We start from the raw sequence: 17,349 nt of genomic DNA on the forward strand, positions 1-17,349 counted from the left end.
CCGTCCCGCGCCCCTTACGGGGCTCGGTACCTCCGGCGCTGAAAAGTGCCGGATCTTCGACGGGTAATCGCCCGCTCGGACACTGACCTCGGTACCTGATACGGCCGGGGCAGACACCTAGGAGAAACACCATGCCGAAGCCCACCAAGGGTGCCCGTCTGGGCGGCAGCGCCGCGCACGAGAAGCTGCTCCTCGCGAACCTCGCGAAGTCGCTCTTCGAGCACGGCCGCATCACCACCACCGAGGCCAAGGCCCGTCGCCTGCGTCCCTACGCGGAGCGTCTGGTCACCAAGGCGAAGAAGGGTGACCTTCACAACCGCCGTCAGGTGCTCTCGGTGATCACGGACAAGAGCATCGTGCACACGCTCTTCACCGAGATCGGCCCGCGCTACGAGAACCGCCCGGGTGGCTACACCCGTATCACCAAGATCGGTAACCGCCGTGGCGACAACGCGCCCATGGCTGTCATCGAGCTGGTGGAGGCCCTGACCGTGGCCCAGCAGGCCACCGGTGAGGCCGAGGCTGCGACCAAGCGTGCCGCCAAGGAGACCGAGGCCCCGGCCAAGGTCGAGGACACCAAGGCCGAGGACGCCGTCGAGGCTCCCGCCGAGGAGTCGAAGGACGCCTGAGGCACTGCCTTGCTGTGAGCGGGTCCGTCCCTTTCGGGGCGGGCCCGCTTTCGCGTTCCCGGGGAGGAACCCGGGCTTGAGAGGATCTAGGTGTGAGTGACGAAGCGGAGCCCGGGTTCGTCCGGGTGCGGTTGGATCTGTCGTACGACGGGACCGAGTTCTCCGGGTGGGCCAAGCAGGCCGGGGGACGCAGGACCGTGCAGGGCGAGATCGAGGACGCGCTGCGGACGGTGACGCGGACGAAGGACACCACGTACGAGCTGACGGTGGCCGGACGGACGGACGCCGGGGTGCACGCGCGCGGCCAGGTGGCCCATGTCGACCTGCCCGGGGAACTGTGGGCCGAGCACCGGGAGAAGCTGCTGAAGCGGCTCGCAGGACGGCTGCCCAAGGACGTGCGGGTGTGGTCGCTCACCGAGGCGCCCCCCGGCTTCAACGCGCGTTTCTCGGCGATCTGGCGGCGCTACGCCTACCGCGTGACCGACGAACCCGGCGGTGTCGACCCGCTGTTGCGTAGTCATGTCCTGTGGCACGACTGGCCGTTGGACGTCCAGGCCATGAACCAGGCCGCCGAACGGTTGCTGGGGGAGCACGACTTCGCCGCGTACTGCAAGAAGCGCGAGGGCGCGACGACCATCCGCACCCTCCAGCAACTGAGCCTGGTACGCGGTGAGGACGGGGTCATCACCGCCACCGTGCGGGCCGACGCCTTCTGCCACAACATGGTGCGGTCGCTGATCGGGGCCCTGCTGTTCGTGGGGGACGGGCACCGCGGGCCGGACTGGCCGGGCAAGGTCCTCGCCGCCGGTGTACGGGACTCGGCCGTTCACGTCGTACGGCCCCACGGGCTGACGCTGGAGGAAGTCGGTTACCCCGCAGACGAGTTGCTGGCCGCGCGGAACAAGGAGGCCCGCAACAAGCGGACGTTGCCCGGTGCGGCGGGATGCGAGTCCTGCTGACGCCCGGTCACCGGCGCGGGTCCGCACGGGGCCTGCGCGCCTGACCGCGCGTCAACCGTAGTGGGCGGAAGCCCGGGGGAGGGTGGGGCGGCGGCCGCTGTCCGGCGGCCGCCGCGTCCGGAACCGCTACCGCGCGGCCGCGGCCGACGCCTGGGCCTGGCCCCGGCGGCTGATCTGACGGAACGCGAACTCGGCGAGGTCGTCGCCGGTCGTGAACACCGCGGTGTCCTTCGTCGTCACGTCCTTGCCGTCGGTGAAGCCGGCGAGGGTGAAGTAGGCGTAACGCCCGTAGGCGTTGGTGGTCGAACGGCAGACGGCCGCGTCACAGAACGCCTTGATGCCGTTGCCGGGCAGCGAGGCGATGATGCTCTTGCTGTCCGCGTCGGCCTTCGCCTTGGTCGCCTGGGCCTCGGTGTCGAAGACCGCGACGCCGACGGTGACCGCCACGCCGTCCTTGACGTAGCTGACCCGCATGAAGCGGGTGCAGCCGTCCTTGGTCAGGACCGGCGGCAGGGTGCCCTTCGCGGCCGAGACGCAGTTCTTCGTGTCGGCCGTCGGACCCTTGCGGTACACGCGGTTGCCCATGGTGAGCTGCGTGCCGGGGAAGAGGATGTCCGGGCTCAGCGGCGCGGTGTCCTTCTTCGCGCTGGATATGAACTCCTTCGGATCCAGCGGCGGCGGAGCCGAGGTCGGTTCGAAGGACGGCTGCGGTGTCGTGGCGCCGGGGATGTCCGCGGTGGCGGGCAGTTTGGACGGCTGGTTGGCGGCCGCGTTGTCGCCGTTCGCGTTGGCGACGGCCATGGCCACGGCAGCTCCGACCGCGACGGTGGCCAGCGCCCCGCCCACGATGAACAGCACTTTGCGGCGCTTGTTGCGCGTTTCGGAAGCCTCCGCCATGGCGGCCCAGTCGGGATTCCCGCCGGAACGCTGGTTGTTCCACTGGGGCGCCTGCTGAGAACCCGGCTTCCAGGGGTCCCACGGGGGCTGCCCCTGCCCACCTTGCCCATAACTCATGCGCCGCATCTTAGACGGGGGTTGGGGGGTGCCGGTCAGCTCCACCGGGCACTTGAGCCCCTAGCGTGATCTGAATGCGCAAGGGCAAAAGTGACATCTCCGGGTGGTTGGTGCGTAGGGCCTCCTGGCACGCGTGGGCGGCCTCGGGAGCGGTGCTGTGCGCGCACGTCGTGGCCGTCGCGCTGCACACCTCCGACGGCGGGATGGACAACGCCATCGTCGTCCGGGCGGCGCGGACCTGGCTGGACGGCGGTTCGCCGTACGCCGACCGGCACTTCCTCTATCTCCCGGGCGCGGTGCTCGCGGCGGTGCCGCAGACGCTGCTCCCGGCGGCCGCGACGCGGCTGCTGGTCCCGCTCACGGTGACGGCTCTGCTGCTGACGGGCTGGGCGTGCGCGCTGCGCGTCCACGGCGTCCCCTGGCGCAGCCGCCTCGGGGTCCTCGGACCGGCCGGGCTCGCGCTGGGGTTCGCGCCCTTCGGGCACCTGGTCGCGCTCGGCAACTGGACCGTGATCGCCGCGGCGGCGCTGCCGCTCGCCCTGCTCCTTGCGGCGCGGGAGCGGTGGGGGTGGGCCGGAGTGGTCATCGGCGCGAGCCTCGCCCTCAAGCCGCTGCTCGCGCCCCTGGCGCTCCTGTTCCTCTTCGCGCGCCGCTGGAGGGGGCTGGCCGCGACGGTTCTGGTCCCCGCCCTCGCGTCCGGCGGGGCGGCGCTGCTGATGCCCGATCCTGCGGCGTTCGTCACACGGACCCTGCCGTTCCTGCTGAGCGGCCACGACGACTTCGTCCGCCTCTACGAGGCCTCTCCGGCGGCCGTGCTGCCGCGGCTGGGGGTGCCCTCCCCGGTGGCGGTCGCGCTCGCCTGCGCGGCGGCGGGCGCCGGCGTCCTGGCCGCGTACCGCCGCTGGTCGCGCGGTGTCCCGGGGCCCCTGCGGCTCACGGAGACCGCGGTGCTGCTGATGCTCTCGGCGTTCCTGGTGTCCCGGCCCTCCTACGACCACTATCTGCTGGTCGTGGTGCCGTCGCTGCTCGCGGGGCTGCCGTACCCCGGCGCGGCGGCCCGTGAGCCCTGGTTCTGGCTGGCGCTGGTGCCGCAGGTGCCCGGCGCGGACTGGCCCTGGCTGGAAGCGGTGACCCGGCGTTCCTTCCGGGACTGCTTTACCCTGTGTGTGATGACTGCATCGGTGGCGCTCCCGCGCCGCCGTCACCTGCCGCTCGCCGGTCCGGACCACTTCGTCGCCCAGCGACGAGGACGACGGGCCACGAGGGTGTGAGTACCCGCGTTTTGACCCTTCCGGGCCACCGCGGGTAAGCTTGCAGTTCGTTATGTGTATTGGCTTGCTCATTCTCACGTGAGGGGCCCTTACACCGGTCCACCGGGGCCGATGACCAGCGACCAGCACGCGGTATGCGTCACCGCAGTGCGGTCAGGGCTGTCGTGATCGTCCGTGGTGGCCATGTCAGGACCCACTCACTGAAGAAGCGAAGGCTACGACCGTGCGTACGTACAGCCCCAAGCCCGGCGACATCACTCGCCAGTGGTACGTCATCGACGCCCAGGATGTCGTCCTGGGCCGTCTGGCGACCACTGCCGCGAACATCCTGCGGGGCAAGCACAAGCCGATCTACGCCCCCCACGTCGACGCTGGTGACTTCGTCATCATCATCAACGCGGACAAGGTGCACCTCTCCGGCAACAAGAAGACCCAGAAGCTGGCGTACCGCCACTCCGGTTACCCGGGTGGTCTGCGCTCCGTCCGTTACGACGAGCTGCTGGCGAAGAACCCCGAGAAGGCCGTCGAGAAGGCCATCCGGGGCATGGTCCCCAAGAACACCCTGGGCCGTCAGGTGCTCTCGAAGCTGAAGGTCTACGCGGGCGAGAACCACCCGCACGCTGCTCAGCAGCCGGTCCCGTTCGAGATCACCCAGGTCGCGCAGTAGTTCCGGCCACCCCCTAAGACGAAAAAGAATCTGAGGAGAATCGTGGCCGAGACCACCGTTGAGCAGCCGGTCGAAGAGACTGAGCTCGTCGACATCGAGAACTACACCACCGAGTCCGAGGTCCCCGTCGAGGGCGAGTACACCTCGGAGTCGCTCGCGGGCCGCTTCGGCGACCCGCAGCCCGCGGCCGGCCTTGGCCGTCGCAAGAACGCCATCGCCCGCGTCCGGATCGTCCCGGGCACCGGCAAGTGGAAGATCAACGGCCGCACCCTTGAGGACTACTTCCCCAACAAGGTGCACCAGCAGGAAGTCAACGAGCCCTTCAAGGTGCTCGAGCTCGACAACCGCTACGACGTCATCGCCCGCATCTCGGGTGGCGGTGTCTCCGGTCAGGCCGGTGCCCTGCGCCTCGGCGTGGCCCGTGCGCTGAACGAGGCCGACGTGGACAACAACCGCGGCGCCCTCAAGAAGGCCGGCTTCCTCAAGCGCGACGACCGTGCGGTCGAGCGCAAGAAGGCCGGTCTCAAGAAGGCCCGCAAGGCCCCGCAGTACAGCAAGCGTTAATCTCCGCTGCTTGCTTCTGCGCGTCACCACGCGTAGCTCCGAACGCCCCGGCGGCACGTCACCGTGCTGCCGGGGCGTTCGTTTATCACAGTACTTGGGCGTATAACGGCACAAGGTGCTCAAAGGCTCATGTGATCGGATGACTCCGTATCCTGCGGGGGACTTCCGTACTCTGCAGCTTTCTCAGGAGGACAAGTGGGACGACTCTTCGGCACGGACGGCGTGCGTGGTGTCGCCAACGCGGATCTGACGGCCGAGCTCGCGCTCGGGCTGTCCGTTGCGGCGGCGCACGTACTCGCCGAGGCGGGCACGTTCGAAGGCCACCGGCCCGTGGCGGTGGTCGGGCGGGATCCGCGCGCGTCCGGGGAGTTCCTGGAGGCCGCAGTGGTCGCCGGCCTCGCCAGCGCCGGTGTGGACGTCCTGCGGGTCGGCGTGCTGCCCACCCCGGCGGTGGCGTACCTCACCGGTGTGCTCGGCGCCGACCTCGGCGTCATGCTCTCCGCCAGCCACAACGCCATGCCCGACAACGGCATCAAGTTCTTCGCCCGCGGCGGGCACAAGCTCGCCGACGAGCTGGAGGGCCGGATCGAGGGCGTCTACGACGAGCACCGCACCGGCGCTCCCTGGGACCGTCCGACCGGATCCGGCGTCGGCCGGGTGAACTCCTACCACCAGGGCTTCGACCAGTACGTCGCCCATCTCATCGGTGTGCTCCCCAACCGCCTCGACGGTCTGAAGGTCGTCCTCGACGAGGCGCACGGCGCGGCCGCCCGGGTTTCCCCCGAGGCCTTCGCGCGGGCCGGTGCCGAGATCGTCACGATCGGCGCCACGCCCGACGGGCTCAACATCAACGACGGCTGCGGCTCCACCCACCTGGACCTCCTCAAGGCCGCCGTCGTCGAGCACGGCGCCGACCTCGGCATCGCGCACGACGGCGACGCCGACCGCTGCCTGGCCGTGGACCACACGGGCGAGGAGATCGACGGCGACCAGATCCTGGCCGTTCTCGCGCTGGCGATGCGGGAGCGTTCCGCACTGCGCTCCGACACCGTTGTCGCGACGGTCATGTCCAACCTGGGCTTCAAGCTCGCCATGGAGCGCGAGGGCGTCTCCCTGGTCCAGACGGCGGTCGGCGACCGTTACGTCCTGGAGGAGATGAAGCAGCACGGCTACGCGCTCGGCGGCGAGCAGTCCGGGCACGTCATCGTCCTCGACCACGCCACCACCGGCGACGGCACCCTCACCGGCCTGTTCCTCGCCGCCCGGGTCGCGCAGACCGGCCGGACGCTCAAGGACCTCGCCTCGGTCATGGAGCGGCTGCCGCAGGTCCTCATCAACGTGCCGGACGTCGACCGGACGCGGGTGAACACCTCCGCCGAACTGGCCGCCGCCGTGGCCGACGCGGAGCAGGAGCTCGGCAGCACCGGACGCGTGCTGCTGCGCCCCTCCGGCACCGAGCCGCTCGTCCGCGTCATGGTCGAGGCCGCCGACATCGACCACGCCCGCTCGGTGGCCGCCCGCCTCGCCGACGCCGTGAAGTCGGCGCTCGGCTAGCACCCCCGTACGAAGCCGTGAGGCCCGGCACCCCTCGGGGTGCCGGGCCTCACGAACGTCCGAGGCCACCCGCCCGGGGTGACTCCCGCTACGCGGGCTGCCGCTTGCGCTGCGCCGCCCAGAACCACTTCTGGGCCATGAGCGTGAGCGTGCCGGCGACCACGATGCCGAGCAGGTTGAACAGCAACTGCTTGGTGGAGCCCCAGGTCTGGCCCATGTCGCCGTAGCTCAGGGCCACCGCGGCGTTCGCGGCGGCCGGGACCGTCGTCACGGAGATCGCTACACCGACCAGGGCCCCGGACTTCGCCGAGGTCAGCGACAGCATGCCGGCAGCGCCCGCGAGCACCGCGACGACGAAGGAGAACCAGTCCGGGGCGTAGACGAACCCGGTGTTGGGACGCGCGCCCTCCAGCTTCGCCTCGCTGAACAGGCCCACCGCGTCCATGAACAGGCTGAAGAGCACCGTCACCGCCATCGCGATCGCGAAGCCGGCCAGCAGCGCCGTCAGCGAACGCAGCGCGAGGCGTCCGCCGCGCTGCACGATCGCCGTGCACAGCCCGGCCAGCGGGCCGAACTCCGGCCCCACGGCCATGGCGCCCACGATCAGCACCGCGTTGTCGAGCACCACACCGCACGCCGCGATCATCGTGGCGATCGTGATGAACGCGACGTAGGTGACCGACAGCGTCGACTCCTCGTGCGTCGCCTCCTCCAGGTGCTCCCACAGCACCGCGTCGACGCCCTCGCCCGGGGCCTCGTCCTCCGCCTCGGCGGCGCGCCGCGACAGTGACAGGTCGATGTCCTCGACCGCGATCGAGCCCGTACGGTCGATGCCCAGGTCGCGCAGGCCGCCGATGAGTTCGTCACCCGCCTCCCGGGCGACGTCGCACATGACGACGTCGCCCGCCGGGTTGCGGGCGGCGCCGGGAAGGACGACGAGGTGCGTGGTGCCGACGGTCTCGTCGATCAGGCGCACGACGTCGTCGGTCCGGTCCGCGGGAGTGATCAGGCGCAGGTGCAGCATGGCCGCAGACTAGCCGCCGCCGACGGAGGGCCCGCAGGGGCTACGGCTCGACCGCGGGGGCTACAGCTTGCGCAGGCTCAGGCGCTGGACCTTGTGGTCCGGTCCCTTGCGGACGACGAGCGTCGCCCGGCCGCGGGTGGGGGCCACGTTCTCCAGCAGGTTCGGCTTGTTGATGGTGCGCCAGGTCGTCCGGGCGTAGTCGAGGGCCTCCTCCTCGGAGACCTGGGTGTACTTCCGGAAGTACGAGTCGGGCTTCTGGAAGGCCGTCGCGCGCAGCTTGCGGAAGCGGTTCAGGTACCAGCGCTCGATGTCCTCGGGGCGGGCGTCGACGTACACGCTGAAGTCGAAGTAGTCGGCGAGGCCGACCCGCGTGCGGCCGTCCTTGCCGGGCAGGGCCGGCTGGAGCACGTTCAGGCCCTCGACGATGAGGATGTCGGGGCGGCGCACGGTGAGCCGCTCGCCGGGGACGATGTCGTAGATCAGGTGCGAGTAGACGGGCGCGGTCACCTCGTCCTTGCCCGCCTTGATGTCCGCGACGAACCTGGTCAGGGCGCGGCGGTCGTACGACTCGGGGAAACCCTTGCGCGACATCAGCCCGCGCGCTTCGAGGTCCTTCGTCGGGAGCAGGAAGCCGTCCGTGGTGACCAGCTCGACGCGGGGGTGCTCGGGCCAGCGGGAGAGCAGCGCCTGGAGCAGTCGGGCCACGGTGGACTTGCCGACGGCCACGGAACCGGCGACGCCTATGACGAACGGGGTGCCGGACTGCGAGCCCTTCTCGCCGAGGAAGGTGTTCAGCGCGCCTCTGAGCCCGTCCGTCGCGCCGACGTACAGGTTCAGCAGCCGGGACAGCGGCAGATAGATGTCCCGCACCTCGTCGAGGTCGATGACATCGCCCAGACCGCGCAGCTTCTCGACCTCCTCGGCGTTCAGCGGGAGCGGCGTCTTTTCGCGCAGCGCGCTCCACTCGGCACGGGTGAGGTCGACGTAGGGAGTCGCCTCCGGCTTGGACCGGTGGGCGCTCCGCGGCAACGAGGAGACCGGAGAGATCACAGTCCATTGTTACGGGAGTATGGACAGGATGGAGGGTGGGGTCCGTCACGCCAGGTGACAGCGGGGGCCGACCGGGGCCGGTCGGGGCACAGGCCCAAGTCGGCCCGTCGGGGCCGGTCGGGGGCCGAGGAGCCCACGGGAGCCTCCGAAAGGCGGCCGGAACTTCCGATATCGGGCACGGTGAGCCTGATTTCGGCGGGCGGATGATCGTACGCTGCCGCCATGTGCGGAATCGTGGGATATGTGGGGTCGCAGCCGGCGCTCGACGTGGTGATGGCCGGACTGAAGAGGCTCGAATACAGGGGATACGACTCGGCCGGTGTCGCCGTCCTCGCGGACGGGGGACTCGCCGTCGCGAAGAAGGCCGGGAAACTGGTCAACCTGGAGAAGGAACTGGGCAGCAGACCGCTGCCGTCCGGCACGACGGGGATCGGGCACACCCGCTGGGCCACCCACGGCGGCCCCACCGACGCCAACGCCCATCCGCATCTCGACAACGCGGGCCGGGTCGCCGTCGTCCACAACGGCATCATCGAGAACTTCGCCGTGCTCCGCGACGAACTGACCGAGCGGGGGCACGACCTGGCCTCCGAGACGGACACCGAGGTGGTCGCCCATCTGCTCGCCGAGGAGTACTCCTCGTGCGCGGACCTGGCGGAGGCGATGCGGCTGGTGTGCCGGCGTCTGGAGGGCGCGTTCACGCTCGTCGCCGTGGACGCGGACGAGCCGGACGTGGTCGTCGGGGCCCGCCGGAACTCGCCGCTGGTCGTCGGTGTCGGCGAGGGCGAGGCCTTTCTCGCCTCGGACGTCGCCGCGTTCATCGCCCACACCCGGTCGGCGATCGAGCTGGGCCAGGACCAGGTGGTCGAACTGCGCCGCGACGGAGTGACCGTCACCGGGTTCGACGGCAGCCCCGCGGACGTCCGTTCGTACCACGTCGACTGGGACGCGTCGGCGGCGGAGAAGGGCGGCTACGACTACTTCATGCTCAAGGAGATCGCCGAGCAGCCCAAGGCGGTCGCCGACACCCTGCTGGGGCGGATCGACGCGGCCGGTTCGCTGCGGCTCGACGAGGTGCGCATCCCGGTGCGGGCGCTGCGCGAGGCCGACAAGGTCGTCATCGTCGCCTGCGGGACCGCCTTCCACGCCGGCCTGATCGCCAAGTACGCCATCGAGCACTGGACGCGCATCCCGTGCGAGGTGGAGCTGGCCAGCGAGTTCCGCTACCGCGACCCGATCCTGGACCGGCAGACGCTCGTCATCGCCATCTCGCAGTCCGGCGAGACCATGGACACGCTGATGGCGCTGCGGCACGCCCGCGAGCAGGGCGCCCGGGTGCTGGCGATCTGCAACACCAACGGCTCGACCATCCCGCGCGAGTCCGACGCCGTGCTGTACACGCACGCGGGCCCCGAGGTCGCCGTCGCCTCCACCAAGGCGTTCCTCACCCAGCTCGTGGCCTGCTACCTGGTGGCGCTGTACCTGGGCCAGGTCCGCGGCACCAAGTGGGGCGACGAGATCCAGGCCGTCATCCGCGAACTGTCGCGCATCTCCCGCGAGGTCGAGCGGGTGCTGGAGACCATGGAGCCCGTACGGGAGCTCGCGCGCTCCCTCGCCGACAAGGACACCGTGCTGTTCCTCGGCCGGCACGTGGGCTATCCGGTCGCGCTCGAAGGTGCCCTGAAGCTCAAGGAACTGGCGTACATGCACGCCGAGGGCTTCGCGGCGGGCGAGCTCAAGCACGGGCCGATCGCGCTGATCGAGGAGGACATGCCGGTGGTGGTCGTGGCCCCCTCGCCGCGTGGCCGCTCGGTCCTGCACGACAAGATCGTCTCCAACATCCAGGAGATCCGGGCCAGGGGCGCCCGCACGATCGTCATCGCGGAGGAGGGCGACGAGGCCGTCGTCCCGTACGCCGACCACCTCATCCGCATCCCGGCCACACCCACCCTGCTCCAGCCGCTGGTGTCGACGGTCCCGCTCCAGGTGTTCGCCTGCGAACTGGCGACGGCCCGGGGCAACGAGGTGGACCAGCCGCGCAACCTGGCGAAGTCCGTGACGGTGGAGTGAGCGCGGCCGCCGTGCGCGCCCTCTAGGGTGCGGACATGAGCATCATCGGGGTCGGTATCGACGTGGCCGAGATCGACCGGTTCCGGGCGTCGCTGGAGCGGACGCCCGGGCTGGCCGAACGTCTCTTCGTGGACAGCGAGTTGCTGCTGCCCAGCGGCGAACGGCGGGGCATCGCCTCCCTCGCGGCCCGGTTCGCCGCCAAGGAGGCGCTCGCCAAGGCGCTGGGGGCCCCGGCGGGACTGCACTGGACGGACGCCGAGGTCTACGTGGAGGACAGCGGACAGCCGAGGCTGCGGGTGAAGGGCACGGTGGCGGCCCGCGCGGCCGAACTGGGCGTGTCCTCTTGGCACGTGTCGCTCAGTCATGACGCCGGGGTGGCCTCGGCGGTGGTGGTGGCGGAGGGCTAGGGCCGCCGCCCGCCTCTGCCGTGGACGGGCCCGCCGGTCCGCGCGGCTCGGGGGCGTCGCTCCATCCGGTGCGGGGAGCGCGCGCGGGGCGTGCCGGTGCGGGAGACTCGGCGGCATGCGTACTGCGTACAGCGTGGAGACCGTGAGGACCGCCGAGCGGGAGCTGATGGAACGGCTCCCCGAAGGGGCGTTGATGCAGCGGGCGGCCGCCGGGCTCGCCGCCGCCTGCGCGGATCTGCTGGGCCGGGTGTACGGCCGCCGGGTGGTGCTGCTGGTGGGCAGCGGGGACAACGGCGGCGACGCCCTGTACGCCGGGGCGCGGCTGGCCCGGCGCGGGGCCGGTGTCACCGCGGTGCTGCTCGCTCCCGGGAGGACCCACCCGGGCGGACTCGCGGCGCTGCTGCGCGCCGGGGGCACCTCGGCCCCGCCCGCGGACGCCGAACCGCTGCTGCGGCGGGCCGATCTCGTGGTCGACGGCATCGTCGGGATCGGCGGCAAGGGCGGACTGCGGCCGGACGCGGCGCGCCTCGCCGAGCTCGCGCACGCCTCACGGGCCGCCGTCGTCGCCGTCGACCTGCCGAGCGGGGTCGAGGCGGACACCGGGGAGGTGCTGGGCGCCGCCGTCCGCGCCGATCTCACCGTCACCTTCGGCACCCACAAGCCGGGGCTGCTCATCGAACCGGCGCGTGGGTACGCCGGTTCCGTACGCCTCGTCGACATCGGGCTCGACCTGCCGGAGCCGGCCGACGTGGAGGCGCTCCAGCACGCCGACGTCGCGGCCCGGCTGCCCTTTCCGGGCGCCGAGAGCGACAAGTACCGGCGCGGTGTCGTCGGGATCGCCGCCGGGTCCGCCCGCTATCCCGGGGCCGCGGTGCTCGCCGTGGCCGGGGCGCTGCGCGGCGGTGCCGGGGCGGTGCGGTACGTGGGGCCCGCCGCGGACGCGGTGATCGCGCGTTTCCCCGAGACGCTGGTGTCCGACACGGGGCCGTCGAAGGCGGGGCGGGTGCAGGCCTGGGTGACGGGTCCCGGGGCCGGGGACGACGCCTCGGCGGTCGCGGAGGTGCTGGAAGCCGACGTGCCGGTGCTGGTGGACGCGGACGGGCTGCGGCTGGCAGACCGGGGGGCCGTACGGGCCCGCACCGCGCCGACGCTGATGACTCCGCACGCCGGGGAGGCCGCCGCGCTCCTCGGGGTCGCCCGCGAGGCGGTGGAGGAGGCCCGGCTGGCCTCCGTACGGGAACTGGCGGGGCTGTACGGGGCGACGGTCCTCCTCAAGGGGGCGACGACCCTGGTCGCCGATCCCACGGGCGGCGCGGTGCGGGTGAACGCCACCGGGACGGCGTGGCTGGCCACCGCGGGGAGCGGGGACGTGCTGTCGGGGCTCGCGGGGTCGCTGCTGGCCTCGGGGCTCTCCGCGCTCGACGCGGGCAGCGTCGCCGCCTACCTGCACGGACTCGCCGGCCGTTTCGCTGCCGACGGCGCCCCCGCCGGCGCCCACGACGTGGCCGCGGCCCTCCCCAAGGCCTGGCGAGACACCCTCGACTGACCCCGACCCACGCTCGGGCCCGGCCTGCCTTCGGCCTCCGCATGCCGTGGGCGTTGCCCAGATCGGGGGACCCTTTGCGTGTGGCGTCTCCGGGGGGCCCGGGGTTTTGCGTATGTCTGTTCGCGTGATGAGCAGACGAAGTGCCTGGCGGGGGATCGCGGTGCTGCTGGCGGTCGCGACGGCCGTGCCCGTGGGGGCGGTGGCGGCCGCGTCCGCTCCGCTGTCGGCCGTCTCCGGACGGACCGCCGAGCCGTGGCCCGGCGCGGTGAGAGGCCCGCACCCGTCCTGGCCGGACCGGCACCGGGGCGACCTGATGCCACCGGCCCTCCCGGCCCCCGTGGCCCCGCCCGCCGCGGAGCGCGGCCTGCGGGGCACACCCGGAGGCTGGGGGACACCGTTCACGACCACGCCGCTCGGCTCCGAGCCGCTCACGTCCGCGACTCGCGGGTCGGCGCCCCTCACCTCCGCGACCCGCGGGTCCGAGCCGCTCACCTCCGCGACCCGCGGGTCCGCGTCGGTCGGGGCCGGCGCGGGCTCGGGCAAGTCGGGGGCGGGTGCCTCGGGTGGGCGAGGGGCCGGGCGGTGTGCCGGGGGGCCCGGGACGTACCAGCGGGAGGTCGAGCGGGGGTTGAGGCTGCGGGTGGACGGGGTGCAGTCGGCGAGGGACTGCCGGGCCATCCGCGCCTTCCAGCGCAAGCACGGCGTGAAGCCCGCCGACGGGACCGCCGGACGGGCGACCTGGGCCCGCGTGCGGGCGCTGTCGGCCCGCGAGGCCCCGCACCGGCGTGCTCCCCGCGGCTGCCCGGCCCGCTCCTACCGGGTCGCCTGCGTCGACCTCACCCACCAGCGCACCTGGGTGCAGCAGCGGGGCCGGATCCTGTACGGCCCGGTGCCGATGCGCAGCGGCAGCGTCCGGCACCCCACCCGCACCGGCTGGTTCACGATCTACTGGCGGCACCGGCACCACCGGTCGACCCTCTACAACAGCCCCATGCCCTACGCCCAGTTCTTCAGCGGCGGACAGGCCTTCCACGCCGTGCGCGGCAGCATCCGCACGGTCGGCGGCTCGATGGGCTGCGTGAATCTGCGGCCCGCCGACGCCCGCGGACTCTGGAAGGCCCTCAGGAAGGGCGACCGCGTCTACGTGTGGGGCCGACGGCCCCGCCACTTCAGCCGCTGAGCGCCCGGGAGGGAGTTCTCCCCGGGCATCCGGCCGGTCCCGGGCCGCGCACCGGCCGCTCCCGGGGACCGGTGCCGGGAGGCCGCCGTACGCCTCTGAGAGACTGGGGCGCGATGACAGAGACAGCACACCCGCGGACGGCGCCCCTGCGCGCCCGCGCGGAGATCGATCTGGCCGCCCTGCGAGCCAACGTGCGGGCCCTGCGTGCCCACGCGCCGACCGCGGCCCTGATGGCCGTGGTCAAGTCCGACGCGTACGGCCACGGCGCGGTCCAGTGCGCCCGCGCCGCGCGCGAGGCGGGCGCCACCTGGCTCGGCACGGCCACCCCGGAGGAGGCGCTCGCCCTGCGGGCGGCCGGCCTGCCGGGACGCGTCATGTGCTGGCTCTGGACCCCGGGCGGCCCCTGGGCCGAGGCGATCGAGGCCGACATCGACGTGTCGGTCAGCGGGATGTGGGCGCTGCGGGAGGTCGTGGCGGCCGCCGAGTCCGTCGGGCTGCGGGCCCGGGTGCAGCTCAAGGCCGACACCGGCCTCGGCCGCGCCGGCTGCCAGCCCGCCGACTGGGCCGAGCTCGTCACCGAGGCCCTGGCCGCCGAGGCACGCGGACTGATCACCGTCACCGGACTCTGGTCCCACTTCGCCTGCGCCGACGAACCGGGCCACCCCTCGATCCAGGCCCAGCTCGCGCTCTTCCGCGAGATGGTGTCGTACGCCGAGGAGCAGGGCGTACGCCCCGAGGTGCGGCACATCGCCAACTCGCCGGCGACCCTCACCCTCCCCGAGAGCCACTTCGACCTCGTACGGACCGGGATCGCGGTCTACGGGATCTCGCCGAGCCCCGAGCTCGGCACCCCCGCCGACTTCGGGCTGCGTCCGGTGATGACGCTGAGCGCGTCGCTCGCGCTGGTCAAGCACGTACCGGCAGGGCACGGCGTGAGCTACGGCCATCACTACGTCACCCCGGGCGAGACGACCCTCGGCCTCGTCCCGGTCGGCTACGCGGACGGCGTCCCGCGGCACGCCTCGGGCACCGGCCCCGTCCTGGTCGGCGGCAAGTGGCGTACGGTCGCGGGCCGGGTCGCGATGGACCAGTTCGTCGTCGACCTCGGCGGCGACGAGCCGGAGCCCGGCGCCCGGGCCGTCCTGTTCGGTCCCGGCGACGACGGCGAGCCCACCGCCGAGGACTGGGCGCGCGCGGCGGGCACGATCGCGTACGAGATCGTCACCCGCATCGGAACCCGCGTTCCGCGCGTCTACGTGAAGGTGAAAGAGGAACAAGACGGGTAGCACCCTGTAGTCGAACAGGCGCGCGGAGCCCGGCGAGCGAGGATCGGTGGGCGGCACACGGCGGGCGGGAGCCCGGTCGGCGCGCGTGCAGCCCAGAGCCGACAGCGAACCCAGCGGACAGCCGAGAGCCGGAGCGAAGAGGAGCGGGACGTGAGCGAGACCAGTGCGGAGGCTGTCGTGAGCGCGGCCTCGACGGCCGTAGCCTCCGCCGGGAACTGGCGACGGGCCGGTGTCGCCGGCGCCGCGATAGGCGTGGTCGCGGCGGGCGCCGCGGCCGGAGTGGCGATCGAGCGGCTCACGGTCGGACGCGGCATGCGCAAGAAGGCCCGCCTCGCCCTCGACTCCACCGGCCCGTACGGCTCCCTGCGCGGCACGCCGGGCAAGGCCTACGCGGACGACGGCACCGAGCTGTACTACGAGGTCGACGAGGCCGAGCCGGAGGCCTCGCTCGCCCCGCGCCGGCGCCGGCTCTTCGGCCGCAAGGCACCCGCCCCCGTCACCGTCGTCTTCAGCCACGGCTACTGCCTCAACCAGGACTCCTGGCACTTCCAGCGAGCCGCCCTGCGCGGTGTCGTGCGCACCGTGCACTGGGACCAGCGCAGCCACGGCCGGTCCGGGCGGGGGGTCGCCCAGTTGGAGGACCGCAAGCCGGTCACGATCGACCAGCTCGGCCGCGATCTGCTGGCCGTCATCGAGGCGGCGGTGCCCGAGGGCCCGATCGTGCTCGTCGGGCACTCCATGGGCGGCATGACCGTCATGGCCCTGGCCGAGCAGTTCCCCGAGCTGATCCGCGACCGGGTCGTCGCCGTCGCCCTGGTCGGTACGTCCTCGGGGCGGCTCGGCGAGGTCAACTTCGGGCTGCCCGTCGCGGGCGTCGCCGCCGTGCGGCGCGTGCTCCCCGGTGTGCTGAAGGCGCTGGGGCAGCAGGCGGCCCTGGTGGAGCGGGGGCGGCGGGCCACGGCCGACCTGTTCGCCGGGGTGATCAAGCGGTACTCGTTCGCGGGCCGGGACGTCGATCCGGCGGTCGAGCGGTTCGCCGAGCGGATGATCGAGGGCACGCCGATCGACGTGGTCGCCGAGTTCTACCCGGCGTTCACCGAGCACGACAAGGCCGCCGCGCTGGCCCGTTTCGCCGAGATGCCCGTCCTCGTCCTCGCCGGGGTCAAGGACCTGGTGACACCGAGCGAGCACAGCGAGGCGATCGCCGACCTGCTGCCGGACGCCGAGCTGGTGCTCGTCCCGGACGCCGGACACCTCGTCATGCTGGAGCACCCCGAGGTCGTCATAGACCGCCTCGCCGACCTCCTCGTGCGGGCCGGAGCCGTGCCGGCAGGGGCTACCGTGGGTGGCTATGGAAGCACCAGCAGCAGCGCACAACCCGGCTGAGCCCGCCCAGGACGGCGTCGGCGTGCAGATCACCGTCAACTCTCCCGAGCAGATGAAGGAGTTGGGCCGCAGACTGGCCAAACTGCTGCGCGCGGGCGACCTCGTGATGCTGAACGGCGAGCTCGGCGCGGGCAAGACCACGCTGACCCGCGGACTCGGCGAGGGGCTCGGCGTCCGCGGCGCGGTCACCTCACCGACCTTCGTCATCGCCCGTGTGCACCCCTCCCTCGGTGACGGGCCGCCGCTCGTGCACGTGGACGCGTACCGCCTCGGCGGCGGGCTCGACGAGATGGAGGACCTCGACCTCGACGTCTCGCTCTCCGACTCCGTGATCGTCGTGGAGTGGGGCGAGGGCAAGGTCGAGGAGCTGACCGACGACCGGCTGCACGTCGTCATCCACCGGGCCGTCGGGGACACCACCGACGAGGTGCGGCACGTGACGGTCACGGGACTCGGACGGCGCTGGGCCGCCGCCGACCTGACGGTCCTCGCCGCCTGACCCCTTCCACCGGCGCGCGACCCGCGTTCGTCCGCCGCCCGACCCGCGTTCGTCCACCGCCCGACCCGCCCGCGTGCGCGGTCCGGGCGGCGCTCGCTCGTACATTCGGCCAACGTTTCCGACAGGACGTCGGCAAAACGTTGCGTTCGGTGTCCCGGCCGTGGTCACATGGACATCAGTACGTGGTTAGGTCTACCTAACCACGCTTGCCCCCGGAGCCCGAGGAGGCGTCCATGTCGGCAT

At 72.3% G+C, this 17,349-nt stretch carries 16 protein-coding genes; 13 read left to right on the forward strand and 3 right to left on the reverse strand.

Annotated features, from left to right (window positions below):
* Nucleotides 1-131 precede the first annotated feature (131 nt).
* Complete coding sequence (gene rplQ / locus ACZ4TO_RS20315) at nucleotides 132-629, forward strand: 50S ribosomal protein L17 (protein ID WP_361676678.1); 498 nt, start codon at nucleotides 132-134, stop codon at nucleotides 627-629.
* A gap of 92 nt (nucleotides 630-721) precedes the next feature.
* Nucleotides 722-1,588 (forward strand): tRNA pseudouridine(38-40) synthase TruA, encoded by an 867-nt coding sequence (gene truA, locus ACZ4TO_RS20320; RefSeq protein WP_382792989.1) that lies wholly within the window; start codon nucleotides 722-724, stop codon nucleotides 1,586-1,588.
* Between the two features lie 126 nt (nucleotides 1,589-1,714).
* Here the strand turns inward: truA and ACZ4TO_RS20325 are convergent, their stop codons facing one another.
* A complete protein-coding gene (locus ACZ4TO_RS20325; protein ID WP_382792992.1) occupies nucleotides 1,715-2,602 on the reverse strand; it encodes a hypothetical protein in 888 nt (295 codons plus the stop codon).
* A 74-nt stretch (nucleotides 2,603-2,676) separates the two neighbouring features.
* On the opposite strand from ACZ4TO_RS20325, the gene ACZ4TO_RS20330 reads away from it, so the two are divergent.
* The 4 genes from ACZ4TO_RS20330 to glmM all read left to right on the forward strand — a co-directional run bounded on the left by ACZ4TO_RS20330 (nucleotide 2,677) and on the right by glmM (nucleotide 6,658).
* A complete protein-coding gene (locus tag ACZ4TO_RS20330) occupies nucleotides 2,677-3,873 on the forward strand; it encodes a glycosyltransferase family 87 protein (RefSeq protein WP_385047715.1) in 1,197 nt (398 codons plus the stop codon).
* 223 nt (nucleotides 3,874-4,096) lie between these two features.
* On the forward strand, nucleotides 4,097-4,540 hold the full coding sequence (rplM, locus tag ACZ4TO_RS20335; protein WP_037626954.1) for a 50S ribosomal protein L13: 444 nt from the start codon (nucleotides 4,097-4,099) through the stop codon (nucleotides 4,538-4,540).
* 42 nt (nucleotides 4,541-4,582) lie between these two features.
* On the forward strand, nucleotides 4,583-5,104 hold the full coding sequence (rpsI, locus tag ACZ4TO_RS20340) for a 30S ribosomal protein S9 (RefSeq protein WP_037626952.1): 522 nt from the start codon (nucleotides 4,583-4,585) through the stop codon (nucleotides 5,102-5,104).
* Nucleotides 5,105-5,299: 195 nt separating this feature from the next.
* Nucleotides 5,300-6,658: a phosphoglucosamine mutase gene (glmM, locus tag ACZ4TO_RS20345; protein WP_382792998.1), complete on the forward strand. Its 1,359-nt coding sequence runs from the start codon at nucleotides 5,300-5,302 to the stop codon at nucleotides 6,656-6,658.
* An 88-nt stretch (nucleotides 6,659-6,746) separates the two neighbouring features.
* Here the strand turns inward: glmM and ACZ4TO_RS20350 are convergent, their stop codons facing one another.
* Nucleotides 6,747-7,682: a DUF389 domain-containing protein gene (locus ACZ4TO_RS20350; protein WP_468024907.1), complete on the reverse strand. Its 936-nt coding sequence runs from the start codon at nucleotides 7,680-7,682 to the stop codon at nucleotides 6,747-6,749.
* 60 nt (nucleotides 7,683-7,742) lie between these two features.
* The gene (coaA, locus tag ACZ4TO_RS20355) at nucleotides 7,743-8,732 is read right to left on the reverse strand and encodes a type I pantothenate kinase (RefSeq protein WP_382793004.1); all 990 of its coding nucleotides are present in this window, start codon (nucleotides 8,730-8,732) and stop codon (nucleotides 7,743-7,745) included.
* A gap of 222 nt (nucleotides 8,733-8,954) precedes the next feature.
* Here coaA and glmS point away from each other — a divergent pair, with 222 nt between their 5' ends.
* The 7 genes from glmS (at nucleotide 8,955) to tsaE (ending at nucleotide 17,106) form a co-directional block, all read left to right on the forward strand.
* The gene (gene glmS, locus ACZ4TO_RS20360) at nucleotides 8,955-10,802 is read left to right on the forward strand and encodes a glutamine--fructose-6-phosphate transaminase (isomerizing) (protein ID WP_382793006.1); all 1,848 of its coding nucleotides are present in this window, start codon (nucleotides 8,955-8,957) and stop codon (nucleotides 10,800-10,802) included.
* A gap of 35 nt (nucleotides 10,803-10,837) precedes the next feature.
* Nucleotides 10,838-11,209, forward strand: a complete 372-nt coding sequence (locus tag ACZ4TO_RS20365) for a holo-ACP synthase (protein ID WP_385049864.1) — start codon at nucleotides 10,838-10,840, stop codon at nucleotides 11,207-11,209.
* A gap of 115 nt (nucleotides 11,210-11,324) precedes the next feature.
* On the forward strand, nucleotides 11,325-12,755 hold the full coding sequence (locus ACZ4TO_RS20370) for an NAD(P)H-hydrate dehydratase (protein ID WP_468024908.1): 1,431 nt from the start codon (nucleotides 11,325-11,327) through the stop codon (nucleotides 12,753-12,755).
* 127 nt (nucleotides 12,756-12,882) lie between these two features.
* Nucleotides 12,883-13,935, forward strand: coding sequence for a L,D-transpeptidase family protein (locus tag ACZ4TO_RS20375; RefSeq protein WP_468024909.1), 1,053 nt, complete (start codon nucleotides 12,883-12,885; stop codon nucleotides 13,933-13,935).
* Between the two features lie 113 nt (nucleotides 13,936-14,048).
* Nucleotides 14,049-15,221, forward strand: coding sequence for an alanine racemase (alr, locus tag ACZ4TO_RS20380; RefSeq protein ID WP_382793017.1), 1,173 nt, complete (start codon nucleotides 14,049-14,051; stop codon nucleotides 15,219-15,221).
* A gap of 150 nt (nucleotides 15,222-15,371) precedes the next feature.
* Nucleotides 15,372-16,607 carry an alpha/beta fold hydrolase gene (locus ACZ4TO_RS20385; protein WP_382793020.1) on the forward strand — a complete coding sequence of 412 codons (1,236 nt, stop codon included), beginning with the start codon at nucleotides 15,372-15,374 and terminating at the stop codon, nucleotides 16,605-16,607.
* Nucleotides 16,573-17,106 (forward strand): tRNA (adenosine(37)-N6)-threonylcarbamoyltransferase complex ATPase subunit type 1 TsaE, encoded by a 534-nt coding sequence (gene tsaE / locus ACZ4TO_RS20390; RefSeq protein WP_355765753.1) that lies wholly within the window; start codon nucleotides 16,573-16,575, stop codon nucleotides 17,104-17,106. The genes ACZ4TO_RS20385 and tsaE overlap by 35 nt, the downstream gene beginning before the upstream one ends.
* Nucleotides 17,107-17,349: the final 243 nt, after the last annotated feature.

This window comes from Streptomyces sp. NPDC028298 (assembly GCF_055565895.1).

Bases quoted from the DNA above. Each gene is read 5' to 3' on its own strand.
- rplQ (WP_361676678.1), top strand. From the start codon at position 132: ATGCCGAAGCCCACCAAGGGTGCCCGTCTGGGCGGCAGCGCCGCGCAC.
- ACZ4TO_RS20325 (WP_382792992.1), bottom strand. From the start codon at position 2,602: ATGAGTTATGGGCAAGGTGGGCAGGGGCAGCCCCCGTGGGACCCCTGG.
- ACZ4TO_RS20330 (WP_385047715.1), top strand. From the start codon at position 2,677: ATGCGCAAGGGCAAAAGTGACATCTCCGGGTGGTTGGTGCGTAGGGCC.
- ACZ4TO_RS20350 (WP_468024907.1), bottom strand. From the start codon at position 7,682: ATGCTGCACCTGCGCCTGATCACTCCCGCGGACCGGACCGACGACGTC.
- glmS (WP_382793006.1), top strand. From the start codon at position 8,955: ATGTGCGGAATCGTGGGATATGTGGGGTCGCAGCCGGCGCTCGACGTG.
- ACZ4TO_RS20365 (WP_385049864.1), top strand. From the start codon at position 10,838: ATGAGCATCATCGGGGTCGGTATCGACGTGGCCGAGATCGACCGGTTC.
- ACZ4TO_RS20370 (WP_468024908.1), top strand. From the start codon at position 11,325: ATGCGTACTGCGTACAGCGTGGAGACCGTGAGGACCGCCGAGCGGGAG.
- ACZ4TO_RS20375 (WP_468024909.1), top strand. From the start codon at position 12,883: ATGAGCAGACGAAGTGCCTGGCGGGGGATCGCGGTGCTGCTGGCGGTC.
- alr (WP_382793017.1), top strand. From the start codon at position 14,049: ATGACAGAGACAGCACACCCGCGGACGGCGCCCCTGCGCGCCCGCGCG.
- tsaE (WP_355765753.1), top strand. From the start codon at position 16,573: ATGGAAGCACCAGCAGCAGCGCACAACCCGGCTGAGCCCGCCCAGGAC.